Raw genomic sequence first — 21792 nt, 5'->3', positions numbered from 1 at the left:
TAATTCACGCACCAGCCTGCTGTTGGAAGGCGCTCGTGTAGAGACAGACAGCAGCAGCGGTAGCAAGATTTAGTGACTCAGCCTGCCCGTATATGGGAAGTTTTCGCACATGATCACAGCGTTCGCGTTCTTCGCTTTTTAAACCGTGTGCTTCATTGCCAAAAATCCATGCGGTGCGCTGACTGAGTATCGGGTCGAGCGGCTGCAAATCGGTGCCGCGAATGTCTGCCGCAATCGTTAGCAGCCCCACAGCTGTGAGTGTGTCTAAAACTTGCACACTGTCACGCTCATAGCTGATTGGGAGGTGAAACAGTGAACCGGTTGTGGCTCGCACCACTTTCGGGTGCCACGGATCGATGCTCTCCCCCGCAAAAATTACGGCGTCAGCTCCGGCAGCGTCTGCCGCCCGCAGCACAGCTCCGGCATTCCCCGGGTCACGCACATCAATTAACACAGCCACAAGTTTTGCGCTTGTCACCGTTTCAGCAACAGGCGGGTTCTGAATATCAACAACAGCAACAACCCCCTGCGGTGTTACAGTGTCACTAAGAGCGGCAAGCACCTGTTCACTAACCATTTCGATCCGCACACCGGCGGCATCAGCATCACGATCCAAGTTCTCGAAACGTGAGCGGCCGGCGTGCGTTGTGTAAATAACCCGCACCCCCGCAGGCTGGAAGCGCAATGCTTCCTCTACGGCGTGTGGGCCTTCAACGATAAAACGCCCTGTCAGGAGCCGCTGCTTTTTCTGCTGCAGCACCGCCACCTTTTTAATTTGTGCAGATTTTGGGTTTTCGATCACATAAAAACTTTACAGTGAACTTCTAAACACAAATCGGGCCGCTCCCAAAAGAGCGGCCCGATCCACAAAACACCTACAGGTTATGCCTTTGGTGCAGAAGTGTCTTCAGGCAAAGCGTCTTTAGCCGCCTGCACAAGCTGTGCGAAGGTTGCTGGCTCGTTGGTAGCAAGCTCTGACAGGATGCGACGGTCTACCTCGATACCCGCCAGAGACAGGCCCTGGATAAAACGGTTGTAGGTAAGGCCGTTTGCACGAGCACCGGCGTTGATGCGCTGGATCCAAAGGCGGCGGAAGTTGCCCTTGTTTTTACGGCGATCGTTGAATGAGTACTCGTATGAGTGGAGCAGCTGCTCTTTAGCCTTGCGGTAGAGACGTGACCGCTGACCGCGGTAGCCTGATGCGCGATCGAGAACTGTACGACGCTTCTTGTGCGCGTTGACTGCGCGCTTTACTCTTGCCATTTGTGTTTATTTCCTTTAAATTCTTTTAACCTTAAGCGGCGAAATACTTCCTGCCCCAGCCTTTAAAGGCCTAGCAGCTTCTTAGCCTGCTTGACGTCACCCTTAGCCAGTACCTGGTCAGCGTTCAGGCGGCGCTTACGCTTAGACGCCTTCACCTCGAGGTTGTGACGCATACCAGCCTGCTGCTTCATGATCTTGCCGCTGCCGGTTACACGGAAACGCTTTTTAGCGCCCGAATGGGTCTTCTGCTTAGGCATTATTTCTCCTTGTGAGTTAGTACTGCACGAAAGGCGCGCAGTAAAAGTTAGAGCTAGTCTTTCTTAAGAGGCAGACTGGCCGCTCTTCTCTGCACGAGCAGCGCGACGATTAGCCTTCTCTTCTGCACGGCGCGCATTCTGCGCGGCACGTGCTTCAGACTTGTTCTTTAGCGGTGCAATAACCATCACCATGTTTCGCCCGTCGATGCGTGGGTTTGACTCTACGGAGCCGTGCTCAGAAATATCCTGAGCAAATTTTTGCAACAACTGCACACCGAGCTCTGGCCGAGACTGTTCGCGACCACGGAACTGAATCATCGCCTTGACTTTGTCTCCCGCTGAGAGGAATCCAATAGCGCGCTTCATTTTTGTTTCGTAGTCGTGAGTGTCAATCTTCAGGCGGAAACGCACTTCTTTAAGCACTGTATTCGCCTGATTGCGACGAGCCTCTTTCGCTTTCTGCGCTGCCTCGTATTTAAACTTGCCGTAGTCCATAATCTTGGCTACCGGCGGTTTTGAATTAGGGGCAACCTCGACGAGGTCGAGATCCGCTTGCTGGGCAAGATTGAGTGCGGTGTTGATATCGACGACACCCACCTGCTCTCCGCTTGGACCTACGAGTCTTACCTCGCGGGCGCGGATTCGCTCATTCGTACGTGGTTCGCTGATTGCTAGCTCCTTCGTTTGGTGATGGCTGTGCGCTTGCTTTAAGCACACCACGAAACGAACATAGAGTAGGAACTACTCTGCACCCTCAAGCTATCCCGACTGGCTGCCGGGACGGAGTGCCAACTACCCGCAACCTCTTTATTAACGAGTGCGCAGGTGGGAGATTATCCGCTTCAAATCTCAGAATTTCTGAGAGCCACTTCCAACTATAGCAGGTTGTAGGGTTTAATTATGAGCATGACTGGGGCATCAAACTCTGAAAATGTGAACACTCATGCAGCGGCAGATGTGGCTAACGCAACCCGCGATATTGCTGAGGTGCCAGCGGTTGAGGTTATCACAACCGCTGCCGTGCACCTGTTAAGCGCCGCTGCGATAAAGGTTGGTTTGGCAGACAATCCAGAGGAAGAAACCGATTTGGACGAGGCGCGCAAACTGATCAACGCACTTGCAGGCCTCATCACAGCAGCAGCACCGGAGATTAGTGACGTGCACGCGCGCGGTCTCCGCGACGGGCTGCGCTCAGTGCAGCTTGCATTCCGCGAAGCATCAACTTTCCCCGACGCCCCCGGCGCTGGCCCGGGCGAGAAGTGGACCGGTTCGGTTATCTAACTTCAGTAGGATGACGGAAACAGCACAGTTTAAACTCGGTTTTCAAGACTCTCTCTCGGTTGGGCTTGGTATTTTCCCACTCGGGATCGCCCTCGGCATGCTTGCAATTGAGCTCGACCTGCAGTGGTGGGTTGCGCCGCTCACCAGCCTTATTGTTTATGCTGGCAGTGTCGAGTTTATGCTGCTCTCACTGTTTGCCTCAGACGCATCACTTTTAACAATTGCAGCGCTGGTGTTTGCAATAAATTTCAGGCATGTATTTTACGCATTCTCCTTCCCTCTCCATCTGGTGAAAAACCCGGTGGCTCGTTTTTACTCGGTGTTTGGCCTGATCGATGAGGTTTACGCCACTTACTCGGGTAAAGACACCGCTGAACTCACCGGCACCCGTGTCGTCACGATGCAGGTAATCAGTCACCTCTATTGGTTGGGGGGATCACTGCTCGGTGTGGTTATTGCCTCAGCTCTGCCAGTTGATCTACACGGTTTTGAGTTTGCTCTCTGCGCGCTGTTTACGGTGATGTTTATCGACGCGTTCAGCAGTCGCCGACAGTTGCCGAGCTCAGTATTAGCGGGTATCGCCGTGACAGCCGGAATGTTAATGCCGGGAGACTTCGACCTGCTGTTATCACTGCTTATCTTTGCTGCTCTGCTTGCGGTGCGCGCAGTGTTTAACTACAGGTCTGCCAAAGGGCCGGCTTTGGGAGGCGAGGTTTAATGCACCAGCCAAATTCAATTTATATAATTATCGCTGCGCTATTGAGCGGCGCTATCACCTTTCTATTACGCGCTGTGCCCTTCATGATTCTTCGTCCACTGCGACGGTCTGTTGTGGTGCGCCTATTCGGCGCCTGGATGCCGGTTGGCATCCTGCTAATTCTGTCGGCGATCACTTTTCGTGATTCATTTACAGCTTCCGAACAGTGGTGGATTGCGCCGGTATCTTTAGCGGTCACAGTTATCGTTCATCTTCTGACCAAGCGCAACACAACCCTGTCAGTTGTTGCAGGAACTGTGACCTTCGTTGTTTTAACTAATCTGCTATAACGGCTCTGCAGCTAGTTACCGGCAGGCACAAATTTAAGCCTTACACTATCAATTCGCTTCGAAAGCACAGTGTTTGACTCCCATGCCGCACTAATGTTTGCAGCGATACTCTGCACTGCTTCACGCGAGTGACCCGGCGCAATCCCAAGCACGAGTTCAGCCTCAACATTGGTGAGATCCAAACGCGGATCTAATGGCATCAAAGTCGCGAATCTGACCCGCTTATCTGCGCTGGTTGCAAATTCTTGCACCGTTTTCGCAAACTGATTATCAGCCCAGCCAGGAAGTAAGACCTTTCCGCTGGCGATCTCTTCAAACCGTGGAGCTCTAACCCCCACTCGCGTAGCAGAGCTTGCAGGGTCAATAACGATTAAGGGTGTCTCCTCTTGAGCGGCTGCGATAACCGCCTGCGGCACCGGCACTGGAATGGGTCTTGCCGTGCCATCCCAGGCGCGCATAGTTTCTGTTGAGGTGAAAACAGGCATTGCGGTGCGGCCGTCGGGCGCGGCTACCGTCACAATAGAAAGCTCTTGGGTTTTTTCGACAATTTTCCCGGAGTCGGTGACACCAAAGTCACCTCCCTCAGCAACGAGTGGAATCAAAACCCGAATTTTTGCAAACTCTGCAAGCAGCTTTCTCTCAGCTTCCGCTAATCGCGTGAGAGCCTGCGCTACGAGTGTCGGATCAGCAGCGGCGACAGCGTCCGTATAGCCAGCAACTCGTGCAATAAAGCGCTCTCTGGCACCGGCATACTCTGCAGGGGTCTGGCCGTCGTCGTTAGCAAAAGCTGTGCCGTGGTGGTCGAAGCTGCGCCCCGCCCAAGGGAAACCCGCCGAGTCACCACTTCCCCCCGCGGTCTGCCCCTGGGGCAGACCGGTTGGAGTCGGCGTGTGTTGCGGCCGATCACCGGTTGACGGAAGTTTTTTGATTGCCATGTTATGAAGCTACTGCAAGAGCCTCTTCGAGTGTGAACTTACCGGCGTAGAGTGCTTTACCCACAATTGCGCCCTCCAGACCGAGCGGAACAAGTGTGCGCAGAGCTTCGATATCTGCAAGCTCAGCAACCCCGCCCGAAGCAACAACGGGCTTGTTAGTGCGCTCTAACACGCGCTGCAGCAGATTAAGATTTGGGCCGGCAAGAGTGCCATCTTTTGCAACATCGGTCACAATATACCGAGCACAGCCGGCAGCTTCGAGACGATCCAGCACCTCCCAGAGGTTTCCGCCCTCTTTTACCCAGCCACGAGCGGCAAGGGTGTCACCACGCACATCTAACCCGACGGCTATTTTCTCGCCGTATTCTGAAATAACCTTCGCAGTCCAGTCGGGATTTTCGAGCGCAGCGGTGCCGAGGTTCACACGGGTAGCGCCTAGTTTAAGAGCCCGCTGCAGACTCTCATCGTCGCGGATACCACCCGAAAGCTCGATCTTTACATCACCGGTAGCCGCCATCACTTCACGCAACACTTCGGTGTTGCTACCGGTGCCAAAAGCTGCGTCTAGATCAACCAGGTGAATCCACTCAGCGCCGGCATTAACCCAATCCAGTGCCGCATCAACAGGGCTACCATAGCCGGTAACCGCGTCGGCTGCTCCCTGCACGAGTCTGACGGCCTGCCCCTCGCGTACATCGACAGCGGGCAGAAGTTCAAGCTTGGCGTTGTTTTCGGTCATAAGATTCCTGACGTGTGTGAGTGGCGTATTTTTAAATGAGCTACCTAAGCGAGTTTATCCAGTTTGACAGCAGCTTCAGCCCGGCAGAGCCTGATTTTTCAGGGTGAAACTGGGTTGCGCTCAATGGCCCGCACTCAACAGCGGCGATAAATTTCGCTCCTTCATGTTCGGCTGTTGTTAGCAGCACCTCTTCACCCGCGAGAGCGGGAGACAGAGCTCTTACCCCACCGTTCTCGTAGCTGCTTACTGCGTTGCTGTGCACGAAGTAAAAAGCTTCGTCTGCAAGGCCTGCAAACAGCGTTGAACGCGGATCGACTGCGACGGTGTTCCACCCCATGTGCGGCAGTGTTTTTGCCGGCAATGCTGCAACGCTGCCGGACAGGATGCCGAGACCAGCGGAATGCACCTGCCGCTCAGTGCCTGATTCAAATAGTATTTGCTGCCCCACGCAGATGCCCATAACGGGTTTACCGTCTGCGAGGCGTTCGTTGATAGCTGCAACACCGTTTACCGCGGTCAGCTGCTGCATTACAGCGTCAAACGCCCCAACACCGGGAACAAACAAACCATCTGCTGTCGCAATAAATTTTGGATCAGCGGTCAGCCTAACCTCTGCGCCAGCTGCCTGCAGCGCTTTTACTGCGCTGTGCACATTGCCTGATCCGTATGCGAGAACCGCAACCACCGGGCTGTTCATACGCTAGAGAACGCCCTTAGTTGAAGGAACACCCTTAATATTCGGATCAATCGTCTTTGCGGTGCGGAAAGCTCTGGCAAATGCTTTGAACTCGGCCTCAGCAATGTGGTGCGGATCCCGACCGTTTAGCAGCCGCAGATGCACGGTTAGACGCGCATTGAAAGTGAGTGCTTCAAAGAAATGCCGCACCATCGAGCCGGTGAAGTGTCCTCCAATAAGGTGGTATTCAAAGCCCTCTGGCTCGCCTGTATGCACGAGGTATGGGCGACCAGAAATATCAACAACCGCCTGCGCGAGTGCCTCATCAAGTGGCACTAGAGCGTCACCGTAGCGGGAGATACCGGTCTTATCACCGAGCGCTTCGAGAATTGCCTGGCCTAAGAGAATTCCGGTGTCTTCAACTGTGTGATGCACGTCAATGTGTGTGTCTCCCGACGCACGAACACGCAGGTCGATTAACGAGTGCCTAGCAAAGGCATCAAGCATGTGATCAAAAAAAGGCACTCCGGTATCGATGTCAGCCAGACCTGAGCCGTCGAGATTTAGGTCTAAGGAAATCTGCGACTCACTGGTCTTACGGGACTTAGTGATCTGCCGTGCAGTTGCAACCATGACGTTCTTTCTATATCACCTGATGTGTCTCATTTAAGAATATCGCGAAGCGCTGCCAGCACCGCTTTATTCTCAGCTGCGGTGCCTATTGTGAGACGTAAGTGCCCGGGTATTGCAACTTTACGCACCAGAATGCCTCGGTCGAGGAGCGCGTCAAAGACAGCGGACGGGTTATCGAAGCCGTCAATGAGCAAAAAGTTTGCGCCCGACTGCCACGGTCGCAACCCCAAACTCTGCAGCTCGGCAACGACTAACGCACGCTGCGCACGGATCTCTGCCACTGCTTCAAGCATGAGAGGTGCGTTGCGCACCGCTGTTAGCGCTGCCGCCTGCGTCAATGCAGAGAGGTGATACGGCAGGCGCACCAATCGCAAAGCATCGATAAAAGCAGGATCGGCCGCTAAATACCCGAGCCGCACACCAGCAAAGGCAAAAGCTTTGCTCGTCGTGCGCGACACCGCCAACCGTGGGCGGCCGTTAAGCAGAGTGGTTGCGCTTGGGAGATCTGTCTCAAACTCATGGTATGCCTCGTCAATTACGAGCACTCCATCAAAGGCATCATATGCTGCAATAATCGCTTCGCGCGACAGCGTTGTGCCGGTTGGGTTATTTGGGCCGCACAGCAGAACCACGTCCGGCTTGTGCTGAGCAATCTTGGCAGCCACAAACTCTGGGCTGAGCAGAAAACCTTCTTCGCGAGGGATTTCAATATATTCAGAGTCGGTGCCTGCTGCGAGCAGCGGATACATAGAATAGGTCGGCCCGAAACTCAGAACTGAGCGGCCGGGACCAGCAAAGGCCTGCAGAATATGCTGCAGCACTTCGTTAGAACCGTTAGCTGCCCAAATATTATCTGCGCTCAGACCATCACCTAAATAGTCTGCAAGTGCTTCGCGCAGCGGCCTAAACTCACGGTCGGGATAACGATTGAGGCCGCTAAGCTCGTCAGACAGCGCAGCAAGAATCTGCTTCTGCACCTCCGGATGCACCCCGTGCGTGTTCTCGTTTACGTTGAGCGCAATCGGAACATCAAGCTGTGGAGCACCGTAAGGAGTCTGCCCGCGGAGGCTATCACGCAGCGGCAAGTCTTGCAGATCTGTCATATTAAGATGCTATCAGTCGAGAATCCCAACCTCAGCGGCACTAAAAACACGCTCAGCATCATTAAACTCAAGCGGCACTGCAACCGGCTCATACGCCTGCACTGCAGACGATGGTAGTTGGTTCAAAGCGACAATGTCGGCAACAGTGTCACGCGGGTCTGCTTTTGGTGCAATCTCAGCAGCAATCTGCCACAGTGACTCCCCCGGCATTGGAACAACATAACCGAACTCAGCCCCCGACACTTCGGCGGTCGCCTCAGCGGCCGTTGAGTTGATAGCAGAAATAAATAAACCGCCGGCTAGCAGTGCACCAAGGCCGAATGCAGAAAACACAGCCTTACCTCTGCGCGTGAGTCTCAAGTGCGTGGACTGAGAGTCTTGAACAGTGGTGTTGTAAATTGTGTTGCTCATTTTTAACCCTCCAATTGCCGAACATTTGTTCGGAACATATGTTCAGTTTATTCCGAAAACTTTATTAGAACAAATTTTTGGAATAAAGTTTCTATAACGAGGCGTTTTGACTTGTAAAATCAAGTGTTTGCGCCTACGGTGTTAATTAACAACCAGCTAATCATGAGGGTGTATGACTTTATAACGCCCTTAAATTCAGGAGCACCGAGAATGCGCCAGTCTGACGAGAATAAGCCGCTCAAAAAACGCACCCAAGCGGTGCTCGACTACATAACTGAATATGTTGGCGCGCACGGTTACGCTCCCTCACTGCGTGAGATCGGCATTCATTGCGATCTAAACTCGCTAGCGAGCGTCTCACATCAGATCAAAGTGCTTGAAGTCGGTGGCTACATTCGTCGTGCGCAGGGCCGCAGCCGCGCCCTCGAAATCATTGACACAGAAGCTACCGCTGACACTACAAGCAATCTCACCACCAAACCACAGCAGCGCCCCACCGTTGACCCCGCGCACAATGAACAGACTTCAGTCGCTTTACTGCGTGAATCGTTCACTATGGTGCCACTGCTTGGGCAAATCGCTGCGGGTGTGCCGATCACCGCCGAAGAACAGGTCGAAGACACCATGCCGCTGCCAAAGTCTCTTGTTGGTGAGGGCAACATCTTCATGCTGCGAGTCGTTGGCGATTCAATGATCGACGCGGCAATCTGCAATGGTGATTATGTAGTGATCCGCGAGCAGGCTGATGCCCAAAATGGTGAAATAGTCGCGGCAATGCTTGATGGCGAGGCTACGGTCAAAACTTTCCGACGCCGTGACGGCCACCTTTGGCTGCTGCCACAAAACTCTGCCTACGAGCCGATTCTGGGAGATACCGCCCAAATTCTCGGCAAGGTGATTGCTGTGTTCCGCGCGGTGTAACGACAGGCAAGAGCAGCAGCAATCCCCTGTTAAATTTTTTGCGCTAGCTGATCCGCAAGCCTTTTAACCATCGATTAGGTAGGGCTGCAGCCTCGCATACATTTCATCAGATACCTGTGCGCGCACACGAGTTCCATTTTCAACATAATCAAGCGAAATCACCCGGTTACGTTCGTGGAGTTCTGAGACCACTTCGCCGTGCTCGTATGGAATTACCGCAACAACCTCGTGCGCTGGTCTGGGCAGGGTTGCATCCACAGCAGCACGCAACTCATCTACACCAGCACCGGTTTTTGCAGAAACAAAAATTGCTCGGGGAGCTAAGCCCAACAGCACTAAGCGTTGATTATCATCTATCAGATCAGCCTTATTAAAAGCCACAATCTCTGGAATATCAGCCGCATCAACCTCACCGATCACCTCACGCACAACCTTTAATTGAGATGCGGGATCGGGGTGTGAAGCATCAACCACGTGCAAAATCACATCCGCCTCAGAGACCTCTTCAAAGGTCGACCGAAAAGCCTCGACCAACTGATGCGGCAGAGAGCGCACGAATCCAACCGTGTCGACGTAGGTGAAATTGCGGCCGTCTGCAGCGGTAGCCTGGCGCACAGTCGTATCAAGAGTTGCAAACAACTGGTTTTGCACCAGCGCACCGGCGCCGGTGAGACGGTTCAACAGACTCGACTTACCAGCGTTCGTGTATCCCGCAATAGCCACTGTGGGAACATCACCCCGTCTGCGCGTGGCACGCTTAGTCTGGCGCGCGGGTGCCATCTGCGCAATTTCACGCCGCAACTTCGCCATGCGGGTATTAATACGGCGGCGATCAAGCTCAATTTTAGTTTCGCCCGGACCGCGAGAACCCATACCCGCACCGCCAGCACCAACCTGACCGCCAGCCTGCCGCGACATCGACTCACCCCAGCCACGCAATCGCGGCAACAGATATTCAAGCTGCGCAAGCTCCACCTGCGCTTTGCCCTCACGGCTCTTCGCGTGCTGCGAAAAAATATCAAGGATCACAGCTGTGCGGTCGATAACCTTCACTTTCACAACATCTTCAAGCGCACGACGCTGACTCGGAGCCAACTCAGAGTCGGCAATCACAGTATCGGCACGCAGCTCGGCAACAAGCTCTCTCAGCTCCTGCGCCTTTCCCTTCCCGAGGTATGTCGCAGGATCCGGATGCGGCCGGCGCTGCAAAAGCCCCTCAAGCACCTTGGCGCCAGCAGTTTCGGCAAGTGCTGCAAGCTCGCGAAGAGAGTTTTCTGCATCAGCAAGACTCCCCTGTGAATAAACCCCAACCAAAACCACGTTCTCAAGCTGCAGATCGCGATACTCCACCTCGGTAATATCGTCCAGCTGAGTTGATAGACCCGAAACGCGCCGCATACCGGCACGCTCTTCACGCTCAAGCGCGATGTCAATATCTGCATCTGTGAGCGCATCAAAACTTTCGTCACCTAATGCTTGGGCGCGACCATCGCGAATCACATGCGCGCTGTTTTGAGAGCGCGAAAGGATCCGCTTGATCACATCATCAGATTGCGAGAAATCATCTTCAGCGTTGAATTTTTCAGTGTCCATCTTCCCTAAATCTTACGCTATACACCTGACTAGGAATACCGGATCGATTAGTGCGATACTCATATGGTGAGCGAGCATTATTTTTCTGCAACGCCGGGAGGCGAGTTTACGCCCTACCCCATCTCGGTTGCGCTTGGCGGCCGCGAGCATGAAGTGCTCTCTGCGCGCGGCGTCTTCAGCCACGATGGTTTGGATCGCGGCACAGCGGTGCTGCTGCGGTCTGTGCCCGCGCCACCGGGTGCCGGAAACTTGTTGGATATCGGCTGCGGGTGGGGCGCAATCTCGCTGGATGCGGCGCTCAACTCCCCAGAGCTTGATGTGTTTGCGCTCGATGTCAACGAGCGGGCGCTAGAGCTCACAGCGCGCAATGCTGAAAAACTCGCTCTCGATCATGTCCGTGCTCTCCGGGCGGATCAGCTTCCGCAAGACGTAATGTTTGATGAAATTCGTTCTAACCCACCGATTCGGGTTGGCAAAGAGGTGCTACACAGTTTGATGCGCACTTATCTACCGCGTCTTGTCGTTGGCGGAATCGCCTACCTGGTTGTCGCTAAGAATCTTGGGGCGCTGTCGTTTGAAAAGTGGCTTGCAACTGAATTTGCTAGCACCCACACTGTGTCACGGTTTGCTCGCGACAAAGGCTTCCATGTTATCGCTGTAACACGCACAGCCTGACATAAAAACAGTAAGAACAGCAGCAGTTGATCCTCTTAGACTGCTGCTGGGAGTGTGATTTCTCCTCTGTAAACAATCTCTGCAGGCCCGCTCAGCGAGACGTGTTCTCCCTCTTCAGTCGGGAACATGCGCACGGCCAGCACGCCGCCAGGCACACCGACACGCCAATTATTCGGCATTTCGCTGCCACCCCACTGTCGAAAGGCGAGCGCCGCTGCAACGGCGCCGGTGCCACAAGAAAGAGTTTCGCCGACACCACGCTCAAAAACTCTCATAGAGATCTGGCCAACCCCATCTTTAATAAGTTGCTCGTCTGGGGCAACAAATTCAACGTTTGCTCCCTCTGCCGGAGCTGGATTAAGCGCAGGTGCTTTAGTGAGGTCGAGACTGTTTAAAACATTTTTGTCGGGAACCGCAGCAACCGCATGCGGATTGCCAAGATTAATGCCGAGCGTAGGGCGGGCGACCGTCTCACACTGCGTGGTCACTTCTGCACTGCCATCCAACCGCCAACGACCAAGGTCGACGCTGTAGCCACCGCGACCGACGAGAACATCCTTTACCCCTGCGCGAGTTCCAATAGCTATAGTTTCCCGACGTTCCGGATCTATCAGGCCCTCGGTCAGAAGATAGTGCACATAAGCGCGCACACCGTTGCCGCACATTTGCGCTGTAGAACCATCAGCGTTGTAGTAGTCCATAAACCACTCGGCTTCTGGGTGAGCTGCCGCTAGTTCTTTTGCTTCAGGAAGATTGCGTGTGCGCACAGCACGAATGAGCCCATCACCGCCGACACCAAACCGGCGGTCGCATAGGAACGCGATCTGTTCTGGGGAGAGCTGATTTGCCCCGTCGGCATCGGTGTAAAGCACAAAGTCGTTACCGGTGCCGTGAGCTTTCGCAAACTGGAGAGTGATGGACATGTTTAAATCCTAGCTTGCAGACTCACGCCAAATTTTAAGAATGTCTGCGAGCAGGGCGGTTTGCGCCAGTTCGCTTCTCGAGTCTGCGCTGCTCACCTCTTTTTGCAGAGCTAAGCGTTTAAACCAGCTCACCTGGCGGCGTGCGTAGCGTCGTGTCAGAAGCTGGGTTTCAGCGATTGCAGCAGCCTCGATAATTTCACCGTCAAGCTGCTGCAGCGCCTGCGCATAGCCGATCGCCTGGCTTGCGGTTTTACCCTCTCTGATGCCCAACTTTTCAAGGCGTTTTACCTCATCGATTATGCCGTCCGCCCACATCGCCTCAACCCGGGTATCTATCCGGTTAACCAGTGTTGCACGATCCTCTACGGTGTGCACCAAAAGTGTCGGATGCTTGAGTTTCGGCGCTTCTGGGAGGGATGTTATGGCGCTTTTGCCGGTGATTCTTTTTATCTCTAAGGCACGGATAATACGGCGTGGATTGCGCAGGTCAACGCCCTTTGCAGCCTCTGGATCTTCGCGCTCTATCAGCCGCTGCAGTTCTTGTAAGCCTTTTTCAGCGTAGTAGGTTTCTAATTCTTCTCTGACACTGCTGCTGTGCGGCGCAAACTCTAAGTCATAAAGCGCAGCATTTACGTAGAGCCCGGAGCCGCCGGCTACTATCGGCACGATACCGCTTGCACGCTGCTTGCTAATCAATTCTGCTACTTGATTCTTATAGGCGAAAACGCTCGCTTCCTCACGCGGATCGAGAACGTCAATTTGATGGTGTGGTACACCCCGCATCTCTTCCGCTGTAAGTTTTGCAGTGCCGATATCCATCCCCCGATAGAGCTGCATTGCGTCGGCACCTATAACCTCGGCAGGAGAGCCCAGCGCACGTAGCTTGCAGGCAAGGTTAACGGCCAGCGCGCTTTTTCCGGTTGCGGTTGCGCCGAAAACTGCGACAACCGGCGGCGCTATCGCGGTTAGACCTTTAAGATGCGACATTAGGCCCTAAAATCTACCGTGTTCCCGTGCAGCAGCTTAGGCTCTGCGCACACCAATTGTTGGCATACCGAGATTCACCGCACCACCACGCCCGCCGGCAGCCCCCGGTGTTGGTGCCCCACAGGTCTCAGCTTGGCTGCGATCCCATGCGTCACCTGAGCGGGTGCGACGCAGCCTGTAGTTCTCGTAATCATCCGCTATTAGGAAGAATGGCGCCGCCGAGGTGACGGTTGTGTTCACAATATCACCAGGCCTGGGTGCGTCGGCTCCCTCTGGCACAACGAAGTGCACGAGTCTATTGTCTCTTGCGCGACCAGCGAGACGGTTGGTCTCTGCAGATTTTCTGCCTTCGCTGGCAGTTACGAGAACCTCAACAGGAGTTCCAACAAGTTTTTGGTTTTCTTCAAAAGCGATCCGGTCTTGCAGGGCAACCAGCCTCTCATACCGTTCCTGCACAACCTCTTTTGGTATTTGATTCTCCATTGTTGCTGCTGGTGTGCCGGGCCTGATGGAGTATTGGAAAGTGAAGGCACTTTGGAACCGTGCCTGCTCAACAACACGCATGGTCTCCTGAAAATCTTCTTCTGTCTCACCGGGAAACCCGACGATGATGTCGGTTGTGATTGCGGCGTGCGGAATTTTGGTGCGCACTTTTTCTAAGATGCCTAAGAATTTCTTGCTGCGGTATGAGCGGCGCATCGCCCGCAACACGCGGTCTGATCCAGACTGCAAAGGCATATGCAGCTGCGGCATTATGTTGGGGGTTTCTGCCATAGCGTCAATAACATCATCGGTGAATGCCGCCGGGTGCGGGCTGGTAAACCGGACGCGCTCTAAGCCCTCAATCGTGCCCATGGTGCGCAGCAACTTGCTAAAAGCCTGCCGGTCTCCGAAAGAAACTCCGTAGCTGTTGACGTTCTGCCCGAGCAGAGTTACTTCGATCGCGCCGTCATCAACCAGTGCCTGCACTTCTTTCAAAATATCGCCCGGGCGGCGATCATTTTCTTTGCCGCGCAGGCTCGGCACAATACAAAAGGTGCAGGTGTTGTTACAACCTACTGAAATAGACACCCAGCCGCTTGAAGCCGAATCACGCTTGGTGGGGAGTGTCGAGGGAAAAGTTTCAAGTGATTCAAGAATCTCGATTTCAGCTTCTTTATTGTGCCATGCACGCTCAAGCAACACAGGCAGTGAACCCATGTTATGCGTTCCAAACACAACATCAACCCAGGGTGCTTTCTTTAAGATTGTGCCCTGATCTTTCTGCGCTAGACAGCCACCGACCGCAATCTGCATACCCTCATGCTGTCGTTTCTTACTCGCAAGAATTCCGAGGTTGCCATAAAGACGATTATCAGCATTTTCACGCACCGCACAGGTGTTGATGACCACCACATCAGCCTGTTCACCAGCGGGATTCTTAATGTATCCGGCTGCCTCCAGCGCTCCTGAGAGCCGCTCTGAATCGTGCACATTCATTTGACAACCGTATGTGGTCACCTCATATGTGCGTGGGCTACCATCTGCACGCAATGCTGCCGGTGACAGATCAATCTTTAATGGCTTGTTGAGGTCGATGGTCATAACTACCTATCCTAATAAACCCCATTAATCAATGCCCGCGGCACGCAATGCCTCACGGGCTATTTCGCGTGTCTCATAACCGCTCCAGCCGCGTCTTGCTAGAAAAGCTAGAAGTCTGCGTTCTGCTGTCGCAAAGTCTAGATCATTTAAGCGCTGCGCTCTGTCGAACGCTGTGTCGCAAATTAGCTGCTTTTCTTCTGCTTCGTCGATTTCTGCAAGTGCTGCTGCTATCGCACTCTCGCTGAGTCGTCTCTGCACTAATTTCTGTTTAATCTGCTGCGCACTTTTACCTTTGCGGCCGCGATTGTTCTCTACGATCGCTCTGGCGAGTGCCAGCTCATCGATCAGCATTTCAGCTTCGCATTCAGCGGCTACCTCAGCGCACAGTGTGTGGTTGAACTCCTGTTTTTGCAACTCATTTTCGAGCTCTTTAACAGACAGTTGTTTTCTGGCTAACAACTTAATTGCAGCATCTTTTGCGGCCTCACGAGTAGCCCGATCACCAAAATCTACCGAGATAAGATTCTGCTCATCTATGATCTGCTCATTTCGCACACGCTCCGCAGGTGGAAGCGGCTGCGAAGGCTTGTCTAGCGTTTTTAGTTGTTTTTGAAGCGAGGCGATGACTGTGTCTTTTGAGCTGCGGGGTTTATTGTCTTGAGTTTTTTCGGCGGTTTGCTCGTTTTCAGCACGCGCCCGCCATGCACTAATATCGGTGACTTTTGCACCCTGCTGCGACCTGGCACGCCGCGCTGTCCAAGCGTTTGCAGTTTCAATTCCAGATGCTATGGCGGAGTTATCCGCCATAGCATCATCATCTTCGAACCTAACCGGCATTACGCTGATTTGACCTCTGCGGATCCTTCAGCTGCCTCTTGATTCTGCGCAGCCGGATCTTCAATCACTCCGAGCTTAATCAAAATTTTCTGCTCAATCTCGGCAGCAACCTCTGGGTTCTCCTTCAAAAAGCGGCGAGCTTTTTCCATGCCCTGCCCGAGCTGATCACCATCATAGGTAAACCAAGCACCGCTCTTTTTGATGATATTGTTCTCGACACCCAGGTCGATAAGTGATCCTTCCCGAGAGATGCCCTCACCATAGAGGATGTCAAACTCTGCGATCTTAAACGGCGGCGCCATCTTGTTCTTAACGACCTTAACCTTAGTGCGGTTGCCGACGGCATCACTGCCTTCTTTAATGGTTTGCACACGGCGAATGTCAAGCCGCACTGAGGCATAGAATTTCAACGCCTTTCCGCCCGCGGTGGTTTCCGGACTGCCAAACATCACACCAACCTTCTCACGCAGCTGGTTAATGAAAATAGCTGTTGTGTTTGTGTTGTGCAGGCCACCAGTAATCTTACGCAGCGCCTGCGACATAAGCCGGGCTTGGAGACCAACGTGTGAGTCACCCATCTCACCCTTGATTTCAGCAGCGGGCACCAGTGCGGCAACAGAGTCGATAACAATCAAGTCGACAGAGCCAGAGCGAATCAGCATATCTGCGATTTCTAGCGCCTGCTCGCCGTTGTCGGGCTGCGACACAAGCAGCTCATCAATATTCACCCCGAGTTTCTGTGCGTAAACGGGGTCTAAGGCGTGCTCTGCGTCAATAAATGCTGCAATTCCACCAGCAGCCTGCACATTGGCGATAGCGTGCAAAGTCAGGGTTGTTTTACCAGAGGATTCAGGCCCAAAAATCTCAATAATGCGCCCACGCGGCAAACCACCAATGCCGAGCGCGACATCAAGCGTTACCGACCCGGTTGGGATCACCTCCACCGCTTCACGCTCAATCTGACCCATGCGCATAATTGCGCCTTTGCCAAACTGCTTGTCAATCTGAGCAAGCGCAGTTTCGAGTGAATTTATTTTAGTTTTATCGGCCATTTTTCCTCCATCAAGTCGCGGTGGCAGTAGCGCACCTGGGTTGCCGCCTACAGACTGTCTCGACGCCAAAATTAATTAGCGCAGACAAGGCAAGTAGCCAGTTACTTTGAAGCTACCCCAGAGGTATATGACTTTATAGTGGCCTTATTAGATCTGTGGAGAACTATCTCAGCAGCTGTGCTGTTACAAACATACCCAATATCGAACATTTATTCGATTTTGGCGCGCCGAGAAAGTTTAGGTTACGTCTGAAACTGTTATTTCTGCGGATCAATCAGCCCACGCCCGTGCCGACGATCTTCAGGAATTGCAAAATCATCACAGAGCGCGAGCCACACAGTTTTTGCCGGAACTCCGGCTTCGAGAGCTTCCTGCGCAGTTCCACCAAGCGCAACAAGCCAATGATCGCGTATCAGCACAGAGCTGTAGCTAACACCAAACTCTTCCTCTACAGCGCGCCGAAACTCACTAGCTTTCAATTGCGCCGCTAACCGATTAATTCAGAGCCATGATACTTTTTGAGCAAATCGGCAGGCACAGTATCTGGAATTATCGGAGACACTCCGGAATTCAACTGCTCACGCATCGCCACCCGCTCGCTCACCTCATTGAAGATCACCGACAGCGGAACCTGCAGCGCGGTCGAAACAGCAAGCAGTATTTCACTGGAAACCTCTTTTTGACCGCGTTCAATTTCGCTCAGATACCCGGGAGCAACACGCGCCTCGCCAGACACAGCTCGAAGAGTCTGGTTCTGCTGGGTGCGGAAATCACGCAAAACATCGCCAAGTTGCTCTCGCAGCAATACCATCTTGACCTCTTCTCTTAAACTTCGTTTAATTCAGGACTTAAAACCTACAACAACGGGGGACGATAATTATTCCCACAAGCTTATGAATTTGATAATAATCCACTCAAGTTCACAAACCGCTGAAAACAGTTACGCCGCCGCAATCTGGTTAAGAAGCAAATGTAGAGCGGCCGTCACTGCCGATTTTCGCACCGTTTCACGATCCCCTGCAACTTTATGACGCTCTGCTAAAACACCCCGACCAGTCGCGCAAGCGATGTAGAAAACGCCCGCCTCGATTCCAGAAAAGGCATCTGGATCGGGGCCTGCTACCCCCGTTGTGGAAACACCGTAGTCAGCTGTCACCCCAAGCTTTTCACGCACAGCGCTGGCCATTTGTTCTGCCACGTCAGCACACACCGGGCCGTATGTGCCTAACACATCCGATGACACTCCGAGCAGAGCGTGTTTTACTTCCGTGGCGTATGTCACCGCCCCGCCAACAAACACCTTTGAGGCGCCCGGCACAGAAACCAATGTTGCCGCTAACAGTCCGCCCGTCAACGATTCAGCCACCGCAACGCGTTCACCCTTTTCCGCTAGCCTCTTAACCACTTCCGCAGCAAGAGATGTCAGCTCAGAAGACAGGGCCAAGTTACTCTGCCTTCTTCTTTGCAGCGGGTAGTTTCACTATGTAGTCAATACCGCTGACAATAGTCATAACAACTGCGGCACTCATAATTAGTGTGTTTACCCAAATCCCGGGCTCACCCGTCCAGATCCAGTGCGGCACAATTGCAAGAGGGATCGCTATCGACTGCAGCACAGTCTTAACCTTACCCAACCATGCCGCTGCAAGAACTACTGTATGCGCGGCTAGTAAACGGTGAATCGTGATCCCGATCTCACGGATTAACACAACAATTGTCACCCACCAGGGTAATTCCCCCAAGATTGAGAGCACAACCAAGGCACCACCGGTCAGCACCTTATCGGCGATCGGATCTAGAAGCTTGCCCAGGTCGGTGACCAATCCACGCGAACGCGCCCAGTAGCCGTCGAATGCGTCGCTCGCCATAAAAATTATGAACAGTATTGCACCCCACCAGCGTTCCGGCCCGAGTTCACCCCTGTCAGTCAGCAGCAGCCACAGCACAATAGGTGTCGCAAAAATACGGAGCACGGTTATTGTGTTCGGAAGGTTAAGGTTTGGCTGTTTGGTAGTCACCGCTCTCACCACCTCAGAATCTATCGTCACGCCCGGTTAGCTGCCAAGCGTCTTCCGATTCTGCATCTGAATTTGTCTCTGCAAAATCTGTGTTTTCAGAATGATCTGCTCGTGTAGGCGGTTCCTGACCGCTAACTCGCGCCAAAATTTCTTCCAATTGGTCGGGAGTTACGAGCACATCACGCGGTTTCGAGCCCTGCGAGGGGCCAACAATTTCACGCGATTCCATTAGGTCCATGATGCGACCCGCTTTAGCGAAACCAACGCGTAGTTTACGCTGCAGCATTGAAGTGGAACCAAGCTGGCTGTTAACAACCAGCTCAATAGCTGCCAGTAGCACCTCAAGGTCGTCACCGATGTCGGCGTCGATCTCTTTCTTCGCAACAACCTGTTCAACATCTTTGCGGTACTCAGGGCGTGCTTGCGACTTCACGTGCTCCACAACACTGCGAATTTCGCTTTCAGTCACCCAGGCACCCTGCACACGCACCGGATGCCCTGCGCCCATCGGTAAGAACAAACCATCACCCTGACCGATTAGTTTTTCTGCACCTGTTTGGTCCAGAATAACTCGCGAATCGGTTGCAGAAGCAACAGCGAAGGCGAGCCTGCTCGGCACGTTTGCCTTAATTAGGCCGGTTACCACATCGACGGATGGTCGCTGCGTTGCAAGCACAAGATGGATCCCAGCGGCGCGCGCTAGCTGTGTGATTCTGACGATGGATTCTTCAACGTCGCGGGGCGCAACCAGCATCAGATCCGCAAGCTCATCTACCACAGTCAGTAAGTAAGGGTACGGTTTCAAAACCCGCTTACTTCCCTCTGGCAGCCGAATCGAGCCATCGCGCACAGCTTTGTTGAAGTCGTCGACGTGCTTGAAGCCAAAGCTTTCAAGATCGTCGTAACGCATATCCATCTCTTTCACAACCCACTGCAGAGCTTCTGCAGCTTTCTTCGGGTTGGTGATGATTGGGGTTATTAGGTGCGGCACCCCTTGATAGTTGCTAAGTTCCACGCGCTTTGGATCAACGAGCACCATGCGCACTTCTTCGGGGGTCGAGCGCACAAGCAGGCTTGTAATCATCGAATTGATAAAGCTTGATTTACCAGACCCGGTTGAACCGGCAACTAAGAGGTGCGGCATTTTTGCGAGATTGGCGACAACAAAACCGCCCTCAACGTCTTTACCAACACCGATAGTGAGCGGGTGGGTTGACGAAGCGGCCTTCGGAGAGCGCAGCACGTCGCCGAGCACCACATTTTCACGGTCGCGATTGGGAATTTCAATGCCGATAGCTTTTTTGCCCGGGATCGGCGACAGAATACTAACCTCATTCGAGGCAACCTCATATGAGATGTTCTTTGCGAGCGCAGTTACGCGTTCAACCTTTGTCCCAGCGCCGACCTCTACCTCATACTGGGTAACCGTCGGACCGCGAGAAAAGCCCACGACCTTCGCATCGACCTTAAATGACGCAAATACTCGATCAATTGCAGCAATAATCTCACTGTTGGCGGCTGAGTCTGTCTTTGGCGCTTCGCCGCGGTTTAGCGTTTGCACACTCGGCAGCACGTATCGCTGCTGATCGCTTGCGGCTTCTGGCGGATTTAACGAAAACGGACGATCCTGCGGCCCCGCCGGTGTTTCCACAGTTGCCGACTCTGCGTTATCACTTTCTTCATCGGCGTACAGGCCGCTCGACCGATGCCCCATATTACCGGTATCGCGCAGCATCTGTTCCGCTGCCTCAAGCTCAGCAATCACATCAGCGGTGTGCCGCTGTGACACAGTGGGATCACCCTCTAACGCGCTTTCAAAAGCAACCTCACCGTGCACACCAGATTCAGGGTTTCCGCCGTCCAGCAGCTCGTGCGGATCCACAAAGTTTTCGGTGAGTCCCGCACCCTCAGAGTTTGGCCTGCGCCACCACGGCAGTTTGTCGGTTGGAATGCGCGGCTCCTGCGGTTCAAAACTCTCAACGTCAAAAAGAACTGTTTCGTTTTTCTTGCGCCGCCGCTTCGGTTTTGCCTCTTGCGCTGCAGCAAGTGTCTGCCCTTCAAGTTCCTGCTGCTCAGCGAAGTGCGGTGGCATCACCGCGGTGTCTGGGCTGCCCCCACCAGACTGGTCTTTTTGTGCCTCAGCTTCGCGCGGCTCACCCAACAGCCAGTCCCAGACTTCAATAAGACGCCGACCAATTCGCGTTGGCGGAGTCTTGGTGATGATCAGGAGACTGAGCACCACAAGCAGCGCTAGCACCGGCACAGCAAACCATTTGTGCACCAACGCCAACGGCTCACCCAACAACCAACCCAACAAGCCGCCAGCAGCAGCGAGTGCGGGCAGGCCCTCAGCCGGTTGCGGCCGCACTGTGGCGAGCGCGTGGGCAATACCAGAGGCGCTTAACACGAGTAGCGTCAGGCCAACAGCGATGCGGCGATTATCGTGCACTGTTGACGGGTTGTTAAAAAGCCACAGCGCAAAGGCGATCATTAAGAGCGGCAAGCCAAATACAAGCTGCCCAAACATGCCGCCAAGGGTCCAATCGCTGATCACTTGAGCGGTTTGATTGCCCGCTAAAAACCACTCAAGCGCAATTCCAACAACACCCAACAGCAGCAAAGCAAACGGAAATCCGTCTCGCCTATCTGCCGGATCCATCTTTTCTAGGCGAAAGGCACGCGCCAGCGCCCCGGCACCGTGGGCGGAAGCCGTCCAGACGGTAACCAAAGCGTTTTTTTCAGGTTTTGCAACCTCCTTAGCTGCGGTTTCCGGAAGCTTTCGGGTGCGAGCGGTGGAGGTGCTCCTAGCACCCCCGGTTTTCCGCGTATTCCCGCGCTTAGAACTAGACGAACTCAT

The 21792-nt window shown here is 53.7% G+C and carries 26 protein-coding genes; 5 read left to right on the top strand and 21 right to left on the bottom strand.

The window, feature by feature from the left end; all coding sequences use genetic code 11:
- Positions 1-4 precede the first annotated feature (4 nt).
- The 4 genes from HCR00_RS00805 to infC form a co-directional block, all read right to left on the bottom strand.
- Positions 5-802 carry a TrmH family RNA methyltransferase gene (locus tag HCR00_RS00805; protein ID WP_167141929.1) on the bottom strand — a complete coding sequence of 266 codons (798 nt, stop codon included), beginning with the start codon at positions 800-802 and terminating at the stop codon, positions 5-7.
- An 80-nt stretch (positions 803-882) separates the two neighbouring features.
- Positions 883-1263 (bottom strand): 50S ribosomal protein L20, encoded by a 381-nt coding sequence (rplT, locus tag HCR00_RS00800; protein ID WP_166985053.1) that lies wholly within the window; start codon positions 1261-1263, stop codon positions 883-885.
- 62 nt (positions 1264-1325) lie between these two features.
- On the bottom strand, positions 1326-1520 hold the full coding sequence (gene rpmI, locus HCR00_RS00795) for a 50S ribosomal protein L35 (RefSeq protein ID WP_166985056.1): 195 nt from the start codon (positions 1518-1520) through the stop codon (positions 1326-1328).
- Between the two features lie 63 nt (positions 1521-1583).
- Positions 1584-2189 (bottom strand): translation initiation factor IF-3, encoded by a 606-nt coding sequence (gene infC / locus HCR00_RS00790; protein WP_166986483.1) that lies wholly within the window; start codon positions 2187-2189, stop codon positions 1584-1586.
- 237 nt (positions 2190-2426) lie between these two features.
- On the opposite strand from infC, the gene HCR00_RS00785 reads away from it, so the two are divergent.
- The 3 genes from HCR00_RS00785 to HCR00_RS00775 are packed head-to-tail and all read left to right on the top strand — an operon-like array spanning position 2427 to position 3848.
- The gene (locus tag HCR00_RS00785) at positions 2427-2801 is read left to right on the top strand and encodes a DUF1844 domain-containing protein (RefSeq protein WP_424945193.1); all 375 of its coding nucleotides are present in this window, start codon (positions 2427-2429) and stop codon (positions 2799-2801) included.
- A 10-nt stretch (positions 2802-2811) separates the two neighbouring features.
- The gene (locus HCR00_RS00780; protein WP_167141926.1) at positions 2812-3519 is read left to right on the top strand and encodes an AzlC family ABC transporter permease; all 708 of its coding nucleotides are present in this window, start codon (positions 2812-2814) and stop codon (positions 3517-3519) included.
- Positions 3519-3848 (top strand): branched-chain amino acid transporter permease, encoded by a 330-nt coding sequence (locus tag HCR00_RS00775; RefSeq protein WP_166985065.1) that lies wholly within the window; start codon positions 3519-3521, stop codon positions 3846-3848. The genes HCR00_RS00780 and HCR00_RS00775 overlap by 1 nt, the downstream gene beginning before the upstream one ends.
- An 11-nt stretch (positions 3849-3859) precedes the next feature.
- On the opposite strand, the gene HCR00_RS00770 is transcribed toward HCR00_RS00775, so the two are convergent.
- The 6 genes from HCR00_RS00770 to HCR00_RS00745 are packed head-to-tail and all read right to left on the bottom strand — an operon-like array spanning position 3860 to position 8345.
- Positions 3860-4783 (bottom strand): SseB family protein, encoded by a 924-nt coding sequence (locus HCR00_RS00770; protein ID WP_166985068.1) that lies wholly within the window; start codon positions 4781-4783, stop codon positions 3860-3862.
- A gap of 1 nt (position 4784) precedes the next feature.
- Positions 4785-5522 carry a bifunctional 1-(5-phosphoribosyl)-5-((5-phosphoribosylamino)methylideneamino)imidazole-4-carboxamide isomerase/phosphoribosylanthranilate isomerase PriA gene (priA, locus tag HCR00_RS00765; RefSeq protein ID WP_166985071.1) on the bottom strand — a complete coding sequence of 246 codons (738 nt, stop codon included), beginning with the start codon at positions 5520-5522 and terminating at the stop codon, positions 4785-4787.
- Between the two features lie 40 nt (positions 5523-5562).
- Complete coding sequence (hisH, locus tag HCR00_RS00760; protein WP_166985074.1) at positions 5563-6219, bottom strand: imidazole glycerol phosphate synthase subunit HisH; 657 nt, start codon at positions 6217-6219, stop codon at positions 5563-5565.
- A gap of 3 nt (positions 6220-6222) precedes the next feature.
- Positions 6223-6831 carry an imidazoleglycerol-phosphate dehydratase HisB gene (hisB, locus tag HCR00_RS00755; RefSeq protein WP_166985077.1) on the bottom strand — a complete coding sequence of 203 codons (609 nt, stop codon included), beginning with the start codon at positions 6829-6831 and terminating at the stop codon, positions 6223-6225.
- 29 nt (positions 6832-6860) lie between these two features.
- Positions 6861-7934, bottom strand: coding sequence for a histidinol-phosphate transaminase (locus tag HCR00_RS00750; protein WP_166985080.1), 1074 nt, complete (start codon positions 7932-7934; stop codon positions 6861-6863).
- Positions 7935-7946: 12 nt separating this feature from the next.
- Positions 7947-8345, bottom strand: a complete 399-nt coding sequence (locus HCR00_RS00745; protein ID WP_166985083.1) for a hypothetical protein — start codon at positions 8343-8345, stop codon at positions 7947-7949.
- A 210-nt stretch (positions 8346-8555) separates the two neighbouring features.
- On the opposite strand from HCR00_RS00745, the gene lexA reads away from it, so the two are divergent.
- Complete coding sequence (lexA, locus tag HCR00_RS00740; protein WP_166985086.1) at positions 8556-9266, top strand: transcriptional repressor LexA; 711 nt, start codon at positions 8556-8558, stop codon at positions 9264-9266.
- A 63-nt stretch (positions 9267-9329) separates the two neighbouring features.
- On the opposite strand, the gene hflX is transcribed toward lexA, so the two are convergent.
- On the bottom strand, positions 9330-10859 hold the full coding sequence (gene hflX / locus HCR00_RS00735) for a GTPase HflX (protein ID WP_166985089.1): 1530 nt from the start codon (positions 10857-10859) through the stop codon (positions 9330-9332).
- A 63-nt stretch (positions 10860-10922) separates the two neighbouring features.
- Here hflX and HCR00_RS00730 point away from each other — a divergent pair, with 63 nt between their 5' ends.
- On the top strand, positions 10923-11534 hold the full coding sequence (locus tag HCR00_RS00730; RefSeq protein WP_166985092.1) for a class I SAM-dependent methyltransferase: 612 nt from the start codon (positions 10923-10925) through the stop codon (positions 11532-11534).
- 35 nt (positions 11535-11569) lie between these two features.
- Here the strand turns inward: HCR00_RS00730 and dapF are convergent, their stop codons facing one another.
- From dapF to HCR00_RS00680, 10 genes are all read right to left on the bottom strand, one after another.
- Positions 11570-12457: a diaminopimelate epimerase gene (gene dapF, locus HCR00_RS00725; RefSeq protein ID WP_166985095.1), complete on the bottom strand. Its 888-nt coding sequence runs from the start codon at positions 12455-12457 to the stop codon at positions 11570-11572.
- 9 nt (positions 12458-12466) lie between these two features.
- Entirely contained in the window at positions 12467-13444 is a 978-nt protein-coding gene (miaA, locus tag HCR00_RS00720) for a tRNA (adenosine(37)-N6)-dimethylallyltransferase MiaA (RefSeq protein ID WP_166985098.1), read from the bottom strand.
- Between the two features lie 36 nt (positions 13445-13480).
- The gene (gene miaB / locus HCR00_RS00715) at positions 13481-15028 is read right to left on the bottom strand and encodes a tRNA (N6-isopentenyl adenosine(37)-C2)-methylthiotransferase MiaB (protein WP_166985101.1); all 1548 of its coding nucleotides are present in this window, start codon (positions 15026-15028) and stop codon (positions 13481-13483) included.
- 24 nt (positions 15029-15052) lie between these two features.
- On the bottom strand, positions 15053-15865 hold the full coding sequence (locus HCR00_RS00710) for a regulatory protein RecX (RefSeq protein WP_167141923.1): 813 nt from the start codon (positions 15863-15865) through the stop codon (positions 15053-15055).
- Positions 15865-16917 carry a recombinase RecA gene (gene recA, locus HCR00_RS00705; RefSeq protein WP_166985107.1) on the bottom strand — a complete coding sequence of 351 codons (1053 nt, stop codon included), beginning with the start codon at positions 16915-16917 and terminating at the stop codon, positions 15865-15867. The genes HCR00_RS00710 and recA overlap by 1 nt, the downstream gene beginning before the upstream one ends.
- 257 nt (positions 16918-17174) lie before the next feature.
- Entirely contained in the window at positions 17175-17396 is a 222-nt protein-coding gene (locus HCR00_RS00700) for a DUF3046 domain-containing protein (RefSeq protein WP_166985110.1), read from the bottom strand.
- A gap of 8 nt (positions 17397-17404) precedes the next feature.
- Positions 17405-17728: a helix-turn-helix domain-containing protein gene (locus HCR00_RS00695; protein WP_167141920.1), complete on the bottom strand. Its 324-nt coding sequence runs from the start codon at positions 17726-17728 to the stop codon at positions 17405-17407.
- A gap of 129 nt (positions 17729-17857) precedes the next feature.
- Positions 17858-18361: a CinA family protein gene (locus tag HCR00_RS00690; protein ID WP_243854478.1), complete on the bottom strand. Its 504-nt coding sequence runs from the start codon at positions 18359-18361 to the stop codon at positions 17858-17860.
- 1 nt (position 18362) lies between these two features.
- Positions 18363-18935 (bottom strand): CDP-diacylglycerol--glycerol-3-phosphate 3-phosphatidyltransferase, encoded by a 573-nt coding sequence (gene pgsA / locus HCR00_RS00685; RefSeq protein WP_166985116.1) that lies wholly within the window; start codon positions 18933-18935, stop codon positions 18363-18365.
- Between the two features lie 13 nt (positions 18936-18948).
- Positions 18949-21792 (bottom strand): DNA translocase FtsK, encoded by a 2844-nt coding sequence (locus HCR00_RS00680; RefSeq protein WP_167141918.1) that lies wholly within the window; start codon positions 21790-21792, stop codon positions 18949-18951.

Source organism: Canibacter zhoujuaniae (assembly GCF_011752005.1).
In the GTDB taxonomy this organism is placed as follows: domain Bacteria; phylum Actinomycetota; class Actinomycetes; order Actinomycetales; family Microbacteriaceae; genus Canibacter; species Canibacter zhoujuaniae.
The sequence above is the reverse complement of the archived record's forward strand: the minus strand, read 5'-3'. Positions and strand labels throughout refer to the sequence as shown.